Annotated in this window: 13 protein-coding genes; 6 read left to right on the top strand and 7 right to left on the bottom strand. The window is 72.9% G+C overall.

Features of this window, described 5'->3' with window-relative positions; translation table 11 throughout:
• Positions 1 to 10 precede the first annotated feature (10 nt).
• Positions 11 to 553, bottom strand: a complete 543-nt coding sequence (locus AD017_RS35790; protein ID WP_193408780.1) for a hypothetical protein — start codon at positions 551 to 553, stop codon at positions 11 to 13.
• A gap of 142 nt (positions 554 to 695) precedes the next feature.
• Between AD017_RS35790 and AD017_RS09295 the strand changes: the two genes are divergently transcribed.
• The 3 genes from AD017_RS09295 to ychF are packed head-to-tail and all read left to right on the top strand — an operon-like array spanning position 696 to position 4,021.
• On the top strand, positions 696 to 2,249 hold the full coding sequence (locus tag AD017_RS09295; RefSeq protein WP_227013367.1) for a cell wall metabolism sensor histidine kinase WalK: 1,554 nt from the start codon (positions 696 to 698) through the stop codon (positions 2,247 to 2,249).
• Positions 2,246 to 2,923, top strand: a complete 678-nt coding sequence (locus tag AD017_RS09290; RefSeq protein WP_010223755.1) for a response regulator transcription factor — start codon at positions 2,246 to 2,248, stop codon at positions 2,921 to 2,923. Before AD017_RS09295 ends, AD017_RS09290 begins: the two co-directional genes overlap by 4 nt.
• Positions 2,924 to 2,947: 24 nt before the next feature.
• Entirely contained in the window at positions 2,948 to 4,021 is a 1,074-nt protein-coding gene (gene ychF, locus AD017_RS09285) for a redox-regulated ATPase YchF (RefSeq protein ID WP_060573956.1), read from the top strand.
• Here ychF and AD017_RS09280 read toward each other — a convergent pair.
• Both AD017_RS09280 and AD017_RS09275 read right to left on the bottom strand, forming a co-directional pair.
• The gene (locus tag AD017_RS09280; RefSeq protein WP_060573955.1) at positions 4,011 to 4,859 is read right to left on the bottom strand and encodes an RCC1 repeat protein; all 849 of its coding nucleotides are present in this window, start codon (positions 4,857 to 4,859) and stop codon (positions 4,011 to 4,013) included. The genes ychF and AD017_RS09280 overlap by 11 nt on opposite strands.
• Before the next feature lie 14 nt (positions 4,860 to 4,873).
• Positions 4,874 to 5,596, bottom strand: coding sequence for a dienelactone hydrolase family protein (locus AD017_RS09275; RefSeq protein ID WP_060573954.1), 723 nt, complete (start codon positions 5,594 to 5,596; stop codon positions 4,874 to 4,876).
• 178 nt (positions 5,597 to 5,774) lie between these two features.
• On the opposite strand from AD017_RS09275, the gene AD017_RS09270 reads away from it, so the two are divergent.
• On the top strand, positions 5,775 to 6,200 hold the full coding sequence (locus tag AD017_RS09270) for a PIN domain-containing protein (protein WP_010223787.1): 426 nt from the start codon (positions 5,775 to 5,777) through the stop codon (positions 6,198 to 6,200).
• 11 nt (positions 6,201 to 6,211) lie between these two features.
• Here the strand turns inward: AD017_RS09270 and AD017_RS09265 are convergent, their stop codons facing one another.
• Positions 6,212 to 8,134: a S9 family peptidase gene (locus tag AD017_RS09265; protein ID WP_060573953.1), complete on the bottom strand. Its 1,923-nt coding sequence runs from the start codon at positions 8,132 to 8,134 to the stop codon at positions 6,212 to 6,214.
• A gap of 113 nt (positions 8,135 to 8,247) precedes the next feature.
• Complete coding sequence (locus AD017_RS09260) at positions 8,248 to 8,895, bottom strand: LysE family translocator (protein WP_060573952.1); 648 nt, start codon at positions 8,893 to 8,895, stop codon at positions 8,248 to 8,250.
• Between the two features lie 163 nt (positions 8,896 to 9,058).
• On the opposite strand from AD017_RS09260, the gene AD017_RS09255 reads away from it, so the two are divergent.
• Positions 9,059 to 9,517, top strand: coding sequence for a MarR family winged helix-turn-helix transcriptional regulator (locus AD017_RS09255; RefSeq protein WP_060573951.1), 459 nt, complete (start codon positions 9,059 to 9,061; stop codon positions 9,515 to 9,517).
• A gap of 629 nt (positions 9,518 to 10,146) precedes the next feature.
• Positions 10,147 to 10,788, top strand: a complete 642-nt coding sequence (locus tag AD017_RS09250) for a hypothetical protein (protein ID WP_060573950.1) — start codon at positions 10,147 to 10,149, stop codon at positions 10,786 to 10,788.
• Positions 10,789 to 10,869: 81 nt separating this feature from the next.
• On the opposite strand, the gene AD017_RS09245 is transcribed toward AD017_RS09250, so the two are convergent.
• Both AD017_RS09245 and AD017_RS35225 read right to left on the bottom strand, forming a co-directional pair.
• On the bottom strand, positions 10,870 to 11,427 hold the full coding sequence (locus AD017_RS09245; protein ID WP_010223797.1) for a TetR/AcrR family transcriptional regulator: 558 nt from the start codon (positions 11,425 to 11,427) through the stop codon (positions 10,870 to 10,872).
• 58 nt (positions 11,428 to 11,485) lie between these two features.
• Positions 11,486 to 12,070, bottom strand: coding sequence for a hypothetical protein (locus AD017_RS35225; protein ID WP_060573949.1), 585 nt, complete (start codon positions 12,068 to 12,070; stop codon positions 11,486 to 11,488).
• Positions 12,071 to 12,187 lie beyond the last annotated feature (117 nt).

Raw genomic sequence — 12,187 nt, 5'->3', positions numbered from 1 at the left:
GACGAGCCGTTCAGCTCCCGCAGACCGAGCCGGAGAGCCAGCCCTGCTCGCAGGCGAACTCGACCTGCTGCTCCCGCTCGCCCGGGTCGTCGGGGCGGCCGCGGGGCGGGACGCCGTCGTCGTCCGGCGTGGCGCGCGGCGGGTCGGGCCGCTCGGCGCCGGAACCCGATCCGCCGGATCCGGACCCGCCGGATCCGGAGCTGCCGGATCCGGACCCGCCGGATCCGGAGTTCCCGGTTCCGGAGGTGCCCGAGCCGGACGAACCGGAGCCCGACGAACCCGAGCCGGACGAGCCCGGCCCCGAGTCCGACGATCCGGATCCGCGCGATCCGCCGTCGCTCGACGCCTCGTCCTCGACCGGTGCCGCGGGCGGCGGCGCGACGACCGGCGGCGGGGCCGGCGCGGGCGGCGGCGCCGAGGTGGCCGGCGTCGCGGGCGGCAGCGCGGCCTCCTCGGCACCGGTCGCCGTCAGCGACACCGCGGAGACGGTGCCGGCGGTGGCGAGCACCGCCACCCCGGCGGTCAGCAGGGCGTGCATTCCCGGCAGGCGCATGAATCCCCCTCGGTCTCGGCGCCGCAGCTTCCACCCCGTGCGGGCCGGTGTTGCGTCCGTGGGGTGATGCCACCGGTCGTGCCGACGAACGGTGCGTCACGACCGGGTGCTCGGCGCAGTATGTCGTACTCCGCTCGGCCTAGTGACAGCGACGGTCCGTGACCTTTGGCAAGGGGGCCTCGCCGACGCGCACCCCGCGTCGTACGGGATCATGGTGGGGACCCGGGCAGCAGAGGAGGCGATCATCGCGACCGAGGCCGTCGACGCCGGCCCCGAGGGCCGACGTGCGGGCCGGGCCACCGCGGCCCGCACCCGCATCGTGGGCTGGGTGCTGCTGCTCGTGCTCGCGTCGCTGGGCGTCGTCACGTTCGTGACCTGGCTGCTGCTGATCAACGAGTCGGACCGCCGGATCGACGAGGCGCTGCGCTCCGAGACCGCCGAGTTCGCCCGGGTGACGGTGACCGGCATCAACCCGACGACCGGCCGGCCCTACGGCTCGGTCGACGAGATCCTCCGTTCGGTGATCGCGGCGAACGTCGCGCGTCCGAACGAGAAGTTCCTCGGCTACCTCGACGGCGAGTTCCGCTGGGAGTCCCGCCGCACCAGCCCGCGGGTGCTGCTGCGCGAGGACCCGGGGTTCAACCGGCTCGTCGCCGACGTCCCGCGGCTGACCAGCGGTTCCTACTTCAGCGAGGCCGGTGAGGTCCGCTGGTCGGCGCTGCCGGTCGGGCTGGCGGGCGACCCGTCGACCGGCGTCATCGTGATCGGCTACTTCACCGAGCAGGAGCACGAGTTCGCGAACGAGGCGGCGCGGCTGATGGGCCTGGTCGGGTTCGGTACGGCGCTGCTCAGCGCCGTCGGTGCCTGGCTGGTCGCGGGGCGGATCCTGCGCCCGCTGCGCGACGTCGCCGCCACCGCGCGGACGATCACCGGCAGCGACCTCTCGCGGCGGGTCCCGCAGCACGCGCGGGCCCGCGACGAGATCGCCGAGCTGGCCGGGACGCTCAACGCGATGCTCGACCGCGTGCAGTCGGGCATGCAGGCCCAGCGCCGCTTCGTCGACGACGCCGGCCACGAGCTCCGCACACCGATCACGATCGTCCGTGGGCACCTGGGCGTCCTGGACGCGCGTGACCCCGAGGACGTCACCGAGACCGTCGCACTGGTCGACGACGAGCTGGAACGGATGAACCGGCTCGTCTCCGAGATGCTCGCGCTGACCCGCGCCGAGCAGCCGTCGTTGCTCCGGCCGGAGTCCGTCGACGTCGCCGAGCTGACCCGGGAGCTGTTCGACAAGCTGACCGGGCTGGCCGACCGGGACTGGCAGCTGGAGTCCGTCGCGCACGTGCACGCCCGGATGGATCCGCACCGGATCACCCAGGCCGTCGTCGCGCTGGCGGACAACGCGACCCGGTTCACCGGTACGGGCGACCGGATCGCGCTCGGATCCGAGGCGGTGGGGGACCGGCTCCGTGTCTGGGTCGCCGACGGCGGCCCCGGTGTCGCGCCCGAGGACCGGCACCGGGTGTTCCGCCGGTTCGCCCGTGGTGAGAACGCGCCGCGCTCCGACGGCGCGGGGCTGGGACTGTCGATCGTCGAGGCGATCGCGACGACGCACGGGGGCCGCGTGCTGCTGGAGAGCACCCCCGGGCACGGCGCGACGTTCACACTGGACCTGCCGAGGAGCGAGACGTGAGCAGCCGGATCCTGGTCGCCGAGGACGAGCCGCGGATCGCGTCGTTCCTCAAGAAGGGCCTGGTCGCCGCCGGGTTCGGGGTGACCGTCGTCGCCGACGGCACCGGTGTCCACGACCACGCCCTCACCGGCGGGTTCGACCTGATGGTGCTCGACATCGGACTGCCCGGGATGGACGGCTTCGACGTGCTCCGCCGGCTCCGCGCGGCGGGCAGCGCCATCCCCGTGATCATCCTGACGGCGCGGGACAGCGTGCACGACACCGTGGCCGGGCTGACCGGTGGCGCCGACGACTACATGGCCAAGCCGTTCCAGTTCGAGGAGCTCCTGGCCCGGGTGCAGCTGCGGCTCGAACGGGCCCGGCCCGCCCCGGACCCGGAGGTGCTGGCCCACCGCGGGCTGGAGCTGGACCCGCGGACCCGGCTGGTGACCCTGCACGGCCACGCGGTCGAGCTGTCGGCGCGGGAGTTCGCGCTGGCCGAGACGTTCCTGCGGCACCCCGGGCAGGTGCTGTCCCGGGACCAGTTGCTCCGCCTGGTGTGGGGCTCGGAGTACAGCGCGGCGGCCACGTCGTCCAACGTCGTGGACGTCTACGTCCGCTACCTGCGGCGCAAGCTCGGGCCCGACTGGATCGCGACGGTGCGCGGGGCGGGCTACCGGCTCGAACCCGGCTGACCGGCGCGACTACCCTGGTCGTCCGTGTCCCTCACCCTCGGCATCGTCGGCCTGCCCAACGTCGGCAAGTCGACCCTGTTCAACGCGCTGACCCGTAACGACGTCCTGGCCGCGAACTACCCGTTCGCGACGATCGAGCCGAACGTCGGCGTGGTCCCGCTGCCGGATCCCCGCCTGGACAAGCTGGCCGAGATCTTCGCCTCGGACAAGATCCTCCCGGCGACGGTGTCGTTCGTCGACATCGCCGGCATCGTCAAGGGCGCCTCCGAGGGGGCGGGCCTGGGCAACAAGTTCCTCGCCAACATCCGCGAGTCCGACGCGATCTGCCAGGTCGTGCGGGTCTTCGACGACCCGGACGTGGTGCACGTCGACGGCCGCATCGACGCCGCGAGCGACATCGAGACGATCGCGACCGAGCTCGTGCTGGCCGATCTGCAGACGCTGGAGAAGGCACTCCCGCGGCTGGAGAAGGAGGCTCGCACCCAGAAGGACCGGCGCCCGGTGCTCGACGCCGCGCAGGCCGCGGCCGGGATCCTCAACGAGGGCCGGACGCTGTTCCAGGCCGGCGCCGACACCAGCCTGCTGCGCGAGCTGACGCTGCTCACCACCAAGCCGTTCCTGTACGTGTTCAACGCCGACGAGGCCGTCCTCTCCGACGACGCCCGCCGCAAGGAGCTGACCGAGCTCGTCGCCCCGGCGCAGGCGGTCTTCCTGGACGCCAAGGTCGAGGCCGAGCTGCTCGAGCTCGACGACGAGTCCGCGGCCGAGCTGCTGGAGTCGATCGGGCAGGACGAGGCGGGCCTCGCCGCCCTCGCCCGCGCCGGGTTCTCCACCCTCGGGCTGCAGACCTACCTCACCGCCGGGCCCAAGGAGTCCCGCGCCTGGACGATCCCGCAGGGCGCGACCGCCCCGCAGGCCGCCGGCGTGATCCACACCGACTTCGAGCGCGGGTTCATCAAGGCCGAGATCGTGTCCTACGACGACCTCGTCGCGGCCGGGACGATGAACGCCGCGAAGGCCGCGGGGAAGGTGCGGATGGAGGGGAAGGACTACGTCATGCACGACGGCGACGTGGTCGAATTCCGCTTCAACGTGTAGGCGCCGACCGGACTCCGCTCCACCCACCGACCCGGCACCGCCGGTCCGCGTCGTTCCCGGCGGCGACGACCGTCCCGTCCGCCCGGAGCCCGAGAGTGTGGGTGGAACCGGCCGCCACCGCGACGACATCACGCCATTCCTGCACGTCGCACTGCCCGTGGGCGTCGTCCCCGGCGGCCAGGACCGTGCCGTCCGCGCGCAACGCCACGGTGTGGTGGCTGCCGGCCGACAGCGCGACGACGTCCCGCCACGCCCTGACGGCCACGGTGCCCGGCCCGTCGCCGGGCGCCGCGACGACGGTGCCGCCGGCTCTCAGCCCGACGGTGTGCAGCGCACCGGCGCCGACGTCCACCAGGTCGCGCCACTCCTCGACCCGGCACTGGCCGCGCCGGTCGTTCCCGGTGGCGACGGCCGTCCCGTCCACCAGCACCCCGACGGAGTGCCAGTCACCGCAGGCGAGGGCCCGCACCCCACGCCAGTCCGCGACCCGGCACTGCCCTTCGGCATCCCTCCCTGCAGCCACCACGGTGCCGTCCGCGAGCAGCCCGAGGGTCCGGCGCCATCCGGCTGCGACCGCTGTGACACTCCGCCACCCGTCCACGGTGCACTGCCCGTCGCCGTTCCAGCCGGTCGCGAGCACCGTCCCGTCGCAGCGGAGTCCGACCGTGTGGGCCCTGCCTGTGTTGGCCGCGGTGTGGACGTTGCCCACCGCCACGGCGACGACGCCGGTCCACCCGCCGACGTCGCACTCGCCGGCCCGGCCGTCCCCGGTCGCGACGACCGTGCCGTCCGTCCGGCATGCGACCGAGTGGCGTCGTCCTGCCGCCAGGACACCCATCCGTCCTCGCGGCCTCAGGTGCGGAGGTGCCGGTCGAGGAACCGGATCGTCCGGTCCCACGCCGGCCGCGCGGCGGACTCGTCGTACATCGACGGGGCGTCCCAGTTGGAGAACGCGTGCCCGGCGTCGTAGCGGTGCAGGGTGACGTCGGCGCGACCGGCCAGGGCCCGCTCGACCTCGTCGATCTGCTCGGTGGGGATGTACGGGTCGTCCGCCCCGTAGTGGAACAGCATCGGGCACTCGATGCTGTCCGCCGAACCGAGCAGGCCGTTCACGCCGGAGCCGTAGTACGAGACGACGGCGTCCGGTCCGCGGCCCGCCACGCGTGACGTGGTGGCGAACAGGTAGGCGAGCGTGCCGCCGAGGCAGAACCCGACGCCGCCGATCCGCCCGTCGCACCCCGGCATCGCCAGCGTGTGCGCCATCGTGGCGGTGATGTCGGCGGCGGCGAGGTCGAGATCGAGCTGCTGCACCATCGCGAAGCCGTCGGCCAGCCCCGACTCGTCCTTGCGTTCGAAGCGCGGCTCGATGCGCCAGAAGACGTCCGGTGCCAGCGCCAGGAAGCCTGCCTCGGCCAGCCGGACCGCCAGCCCGCGGATGTTGTCGTTGATCCCGAAGACCTCCTGGAAGACCAGGAAGACCAGGACGGCCGGGGCGCCGGGCCCGTCGGGCGCCGCGCAGAACGCGTCGAACGCGCCGTCCGGTGTCCCGATCGACTCGTAGCGAGTGCTGACCATGGGAACAGCCTAGGGACCGGACGCCCTCGATCGGGGTCGCGGAGCTGGCGGCGCGCGGGTTGATCCAGCTCGGGGAGCCCGCCGTGATCGGTGTCGACGACGACCGGTCCGGATTCCCGGTCGTGAGCGTGGGACGGCGGGTCACCTCGGAGGACGTCGCGGCCACGGTGGACGAGGAGTGACGACCTACCTCCTCGATGCGAACGTCCTGATCGCGCTCACCGTCACGGAACACGAACACCACGACAGGGCGTCCGCGTGGGGTGCACGCATCGAGCGTTTCGCCCTGTGCCCCGTGGTGGAGGGCGCGCTCGTCCGGTTCCTGGTCCGGGCCGGGGAGACACCGTCGACGGCGACCGGGCTCCTCCGGGCCGTGCACGCGCTCCCCGGATGCGAGTTCTGGCCGGACTCCCTGTCCTTCGCCGACGCCCGTCTCGGCCACGTGGGCGGACACCGGCAGGTGACGGACGCCTACCTCACGAGCCTCGTGGCCGCCGTCCCGGGCGCGTCGCCGGCCACGCTCGACGAGGGACTGGCGCGGGACGTGCCCGAGCTCACGACCCTCGTCCCACGCCCCGACGCCGTCCCGCCGCAGCGCGGGTGAGCGCACCGTCGTCAGCTCTCGTGCACCCGTCCGCCGAGGTGCTCCGCGAGGAACCGCTCCGCGGACCGGAACATCGTGAGCAGGTTCTCGGGGTTGATGATGAAGTGACCCTCGTCGTCGAAGACGAGGTACTCGACGTCGACCCCGCGGGACCGCAACGCCCCGACGATCCGGTCGGACTCGGCCTGGACCACCCGGGTGTCGTTGGCGCCCTGCACCACCATCAGCGGTGTGCGGATGTCGTCCGCCCGGCTGATCGGGGAGCGGGCGATCATGTCCGCCTCCTGCTCCGGGTCGTCGGGGTCGCCGACGTAGCGGTACCAGTTCATCCGCAGGCCCGGCCGGGCGAACTCGGGCACGCTCCGCATGAACGTCGACAGGTCGGAGATGCCGACGTACTCGACGGCCGCGGCGAAGCGGTCCGGGGTGAAGCTGACGCCGACCAGCGTCGCGTAACCGCCGTAGGAGCCGCCGAAGATCCCGACCCGGTCGGGGTCGGCGTACCCCTGCTCGACGGCCCAGTCGACGGCGTCGAGCAGGTCGTCGTGCATCTTCCCGGCGAACTCCCCGATCGCCGCCTTCATGTGGGCCTTGCCGAATCCGGACGAGCCGCGGAAGTTGACCTGCAGGACCGCGTAGCCGCGGTTCGCCAGCACCTGCACGGACCGGTCCATCCCCCAGGCGTCGCGCACCCAGGGGCCGCCGTGGACCAGCAGCACCATCGGCAGCGCCGACGGCTCCACCCCGACCGGCAACGTCAGGTACGACGGCAGCGTGAGACCGTCCCGGGCGGTGATGGTCACCGGCGTGGTCGGCGCCAGCGCGTCCGGATCGAGGTGCGGGTTCGGCCGGAACAGCAGCCGGCTCTCCCCGGTGGCGTGGTCGTAGAGCCAGGTGACGCCGGGTTCGCGGTCGTGGGTGAAGGACACGATCCAGCGGCGCCCGTCCCGGTCGGAGGAGATCGTGGCCGGATCGCCGTCGGACAGGGCCTCCAGCTGCGGCAGCACCTCGGCGAAGTGCGGGTCCAGCGCATGGATCACCTGCCGCTCGCCGAGGTAGCGGACGCCGAGCAGCTCGCCCGTGCGCCGGTGACGGATCAGTGGCCTCGGCAGGTGGCCCAGGACGAGCGCGCGCGTGTCCAGGTCGAACGACGGGTGGCTGTCGACCTCCGTCTCCTCCCCGGTGGCCAGGTCGACCCGCACCAGGCGGGTCCGGTCGGTGCCACGGTTCGAGCCGACCCAGAGGCCGGTGCCGTCCGGGGTCACCTCGAACGGGTAGAGACCCAGCGGGAGGTCGGATCCGTCGAAGGTGGTGATCCGGCGCGGCGGTCCTGAGCCGGTGCTCCGCAGGAGCTCGATGTCGCCGTCGGCGTTCAGCTGTTCGACGAGGAGCGTCCCGTCACCGACGTGGTGCGAGCTCTTGACGTAATCCCCGTCGTCGGAGGCGGTCTCCGGGGCGCCGGACAGCAGGGTCAGCTCCCCGGTCGCGATGTCGAGCTCGTGCAGCTCGATCGCGGCGGACACCCGCCCGGTGAGCTGGACGATCGCGGTCCCCGGCCGGGCCGGGGGCTGGACGAGGTCGAGTACCCGGGAACCGGGGAACGGGGTCAGGTCGACGGCCGCGGCGTCCGGGTCGTCGACATCGATGCGGTAGACGTGCCAGTTCTCGTCGCCGCCGTCGTCCTGCAGGTACAGCATCCACCGCGGGTCGTGCGTCCAGCGGTAGTCCTGCACGGTGCGGGTCTCGTCGGCGGTCACACAGCGCGGCTCGGGGACCTCGCCGTCCGCCGGGTCGAGGTCCTCGATCCAGACGTTCAGCCGGTTCTTCCACGGCGCGAGGAACGCGATCCTCGTGCCGTCCGGTGAGATCGAGGCCCCGGTGCGCTCCGGAGGGCGCAGGAAGTCCTCGACGGCGATGGTCTCGGGCGGGTTCATGGGATCTCCTCACTGCTCGCGGCCGGTTCCGCCGACGAGGAGACGCTGTGCCGCAGCGGCACACACAAGCTCGGGAGAATGTGACCGGCGCCACACCGGTGTGTCGATGCTGGTCAGGGCCGGGCGAGCGCCAGTCTCGCTCCGAACGCGAGCAGTGCGGTACCGGTCAGCGCGTCGAGCGAGCGCCGCACCCGTGGCCGGCGCAGCACCTGCCCGGTGGCCGCCACGGTGCACGCGACCAGCACGAACCAGACGACCGCCGACGCGACGGTGATCGTCGACAGGGTCAGGGTCGCGCCGAGCGCCGCCCCGGCAGGGAGGAACTGCGGCATCAGCGCGAGGTAGACCAGGATCGCCTTCGGGTTGAGCACGTTGCAGAGCAGGCCCTGCCGGAAGTGCGCGGCGAACGGCCGGGGGCCGGACGGAGCGGCAGGCTCGTCGTCGGTCGCGGGTGTGCCCGACGGCCGGGGGCGGCGCAGCCCGGCCCACAGCGCCGCGATCCCGAGGTAGGCGAGGTAGGCGACGCCGACCAGCTTGACGATCGTGAACAGCGTCGCGGACGCGGCGATGATCGCGCCCAGGCCGAGCGCCACACCCACCGCGTGCACGGCGAGTCCGGCGCCGACGCCCAGCGCCGTCGCGATCCCGGCCCGCCGGCCGCCCGTGCCCGCGTTGCGCAGCACCAGTGCGAAGTCGGGTCCCGGGACGACGAGCAGGAGCACGAACGCGAAGGTGTAGGCCAGGGCCGACGCGACGGTCATGGAAGCGATGCTAAGCGCCGACGTCCGGCCGTCGCGCCCCGGTTTCCCAGCGGTCCGGGCGCCGTCGACTGGCACGCCATGCACCGGTGCGATCAACGGAGGGGTGCACCGAGTACCACTCGACGAGTGCTCACCGTGCCCGGCGGACGGGGATGATGGGCGGGTGTCCGAGCCGTCCGAGTCCCCGTCCGCCCCCGTCGCGGGGCCGGCGATCGAGCCCAGCCCGACGTTCCTGATCATGGCGCTCGGCCGCCGGCTCCGCGAGCAGGTCGAGGACACGTTGCGCACCCGGGACCTGTCCATGCGCCACCTCTCCGCGCTGGGGCACCTCGCGGGAGACACCGGACACTCGTACAGCGAACTCGCCCGGCGGTCCGGGATCACGACCCAGAGCATGCAGGCCACGCTGCGGCAGCTCGAGGAGCTGGGCGCGGTCGAGCGGCGGGGCCCGGGCGGTCGCGGGCGGGCCGCACGCCTGCACGTCACCGAGTACGGCCGGGAGCTGACCCACTGGGGCAGGTCCGTGCTGCGCGAGTCCGACCGGACCCTGCTCGAGGACGTGCCCGAGCACCAGCGCGCCGCCCTGACCGACGGGCTCCTGGCGGCGTTCGCCGGACGCTGACCGCCGGGCGCGGGTCGATCACGGGCGGGTGGCACCGCGTCGGGGTACCACCGACGGCGTAATTCTTCGCCGTGAGCCGTTACTCCAGACGGGCCACGTCGTTGAGCGGGATGCGAACGCACTGACGGCGAGCCGTTTCACGATGGCCTATCGCCAATTGTCGGAGGCGTGAGTCGCGCTGCCGTTCGGCGATCGATATGTCGCCGTCCGCCGTCCGTCGCTCGCGGAACGGCGCAGCAGACGTTGCTCCGGACGGCGCATCGCCGCAGGTGAGATCCCAAGCGAGAGAGTGTCGCGCTTCGGAGTGTTCTCCGTGCCCGCGCAGTAGGACGCCTCGTCCGCCCTGCCGTTGCGCGCATGTGACGTGGGCCTCATTTCCGCGGTCGAGTGTAACGATCGGAGAGAGCCCTCACTTATACGCAGAGTAGCTATCCGACAGATGATGGATAGCACTCGGTGTAGTTGATCAACGGCGAGCGGTCCATCGGTCAGTGCTGAAACGGACAAAAGGGTCGTGAAGTGAGGGGTGCCCTCCTGTTCTGTCACGGTCGTCCGTACGTTCTGTGCCACCTGGCCGTGACACAGCGTGAAATGCGGGCGGTCGGGCCACACAGAAGAGAAGGAGTGCCATGAACGCCCCCGAGACGACGTTCTCCTCCCGCCGCGCCCTGTGGCGCGTCGCCACCGTCGGTGCGCTGACCGTCCCGCTCGCCCTCGGCTCGGCCGGTATGGCCTTCGCCGGTGACTACGGCGACGGCGGGCACGGCAAGGACGGCAAGGACCGTGACTGCAGCCCGTCGCACGCCTCCCAGAAGGGCGGCCTGCTCGGCCTGGACGCCGCCGTCGACCCCGCGCTGAACCTCGGCGGGATCGCCAACGACGGCCCGGTCTCGCAGCAGTCGACGAAGGTCGACCGCTCGAACTCCGGCATCGCGCAGTCCGGCTGCGGCGCCGGCGACGCCGTCCAGGTCGACGACCTGGTGGGCCTGGGCCTCGACGTGAGCCCGTCGGCGAACGTCGGTGGCATCCTCAGCTCCGGCGCGGTCGAGCAGTCGACGACCGATGTCGACGAGTCCAACAGCGGCATCCTGCAGTCCGGCTCCGGCAAGCACGGGCAGGGTGGCGGCCACGCGTCGCAGAAGGGCGGCCTGATCGACGTCGACGCCTCGGTGAACCCGACGCTCAACATCGGCGGCCTGCTCTCGAGCGGCCCGGTCTCGCAGTCCTCGACCACGGTCGACTCGAGCAACTCCGGGATCGTGCAGGGCTGATCCACGGGGTGGAAGGCACGTGCCGCCCGGGCCGCTGGACCCGGCCCGGGCGGCACGGCCGACCGGAACGACCGAGCGAGCTCAGAAGTCCCGGCGGACCAGCATCCGCCACGCCCACCCGGCCGCGACCTCCGGGGCGGGCAGCGGATCGCGCTCCAGCCAGCTCGCCGCGACGCCGAGCAACGACCACGTCAGACCGGCGGCGAACACGTCGAGCGGGATGCCGGCGTCGTCCTCGGCGAACCCCATCCGCCGCGCGGTGTCGGCGACGAAGTCCTGCATCCAGCGGCGCATCCCGGCCGCCGCGTCCGGTGCCGCCGCCCCGCCCAGTGCCTGGCGGTACAGCGACGCGTGATCGCCGACGTGCGCGAACCAGCGGAGCAATGCCCCCGGGGGTTCGGGCCCGACGTCGGTCGTCACCAGCTCGGACAGGTCGGCGCCCGCCGCGAGGGCCTGCGCGCTCAGCGCGTCCGCGAGCAGGGCCTCCTTGTCGCCGTAGTGCTGGTAGAAGCTGCTGCGGTTGACCCCGGCGCGCTCGGCGACGTCCGCGACGGCGATCGACTCCAGCGGGCGTTCGCGGGCGAGGGCGAGCAGGGCGTCCTGCAGGCGCCTGCGCGTCCGTACCACCCGGGGATCCACGGCGGCATCCTCCCAGGAGCGTGGTCGCCGTGCCGCGTGACCGGGGTGTCGCCCACGATCAGGGCTGACGGTTGCAGGGCGGGCCCCACATCCCCGCGTCCTGGTCCTGAGCGATCCGCTCGCCAGCCTCGAACCCGGGCCGGTACCGGCCCTCACCGGGGGAGACCCAGCCCGCCACCAGGGCGGCGTCGGTGTAGGACTGCTGGCTGGCGACGACCAGGTAGGCCGGCCAGGCCGGGGCGTCCGCCGCGGGGGCGGGCAGTGTCGGGTCGGGTACCAGGGTGACCTCCTCGCCGTCGAGGAAGTCGCGGGCGAAGGCCAGCGCGCCGGCCTGCGCGCACTCCGGCGTCGCCGAGGTGTCGACCCCGAGCACCGAGACGGTCACCGGCCGCCCCTGCACGTCGACGACGACGGTGGCCGGGTCCCGCACCTCCTGCACCCGCCCGACGAGCGTCGGCGGGCCGGTCAGGGGGCCGAGTGCGTCGATGCCCGTGTCCTGCGCGTCGGCGCGGCTCAGCATCAGTCCGGTCAGGACACCGGCGACGACGAGCACCGCCACGATCAGCAGGACGAGGACACGGTGGGTTCCGGCCGACCAGGACGAGACGACCGTCCGGGCGCGGTGACGTGGTTCGGGCGGCATGACCGTTGTTCGTACCCGCTCCGGGCTCCGGTTGCCGGTTCGGACCGGACGATCCGGACACATTGCGGCGCCGGAGGTCTCGGACGCCACGGTGCAGCGGGCGTCGGCGGCCGGGTG

Origin of the sequence: Pseudonocardia sp. EC080619-01, assembly GCF_001420995.1 — a bacterium.
GTDB lineage: Bacteria > Actinomycetota > Actinomycetes > Mycobacteriales > Pseudonocardiaceae > Pseudonocardia.
Note: the sequence above shows the minus strand (reverse complement) of the source record. Positions and strands in the feature narration are given on the sequence as shown.

Coding starts and splice junctions, on each gene's coding strand:
- AD017_RS35790 (WP_193408780.1), bottom strand. CDS start 553: ATGCGCCTGCCGGGAATGCACGCCCTGCTGACCGCCGGGGTGGCGGTG.
- AD017_RS09280 (WP_060573955.1), bottom strand. CDS start 4,859: ATGGGTGTCCTGGCGGCAGGACGACGCCACTCGGTCGCATGCCGGACG.
- AD017_RS09275 (WP_060573954.1), bottom strand. CDS start 5,596: ATGGTCAGCACTCGCTACGAGTCGATCGGGACACCGGACGGCGCGTTC.
- AD017_RS09265 (WP_060573953.1), bottom strand. CDS start 8,134: ATGAACCCGCCCGAGACCATCGCCGTCGAGGACTTCCTGCGCCCTCCG.
- AD017_RS09260 (WP_060573952.1), bottom strand. CDS start 8,895: ATGACCGTCGCGTCGGCCCTGGCCTACACCTTCGCGTTCGTGCTCCTG.
- AD017_RS09250 (WP_060573950.1), top strand. CDS start 10,147: ATGAACGCCCCCGAGACGACGTTCTCCTCCCGCCGCGCCCTGTGGCGC.
- AD017_RS35225 (WP_060573949.1), bottom strand. CDS start 12,070: ATGCCGCCCGAACCACGTCACCGCGCCCGGACGGTCGTCTCGTCCTGG.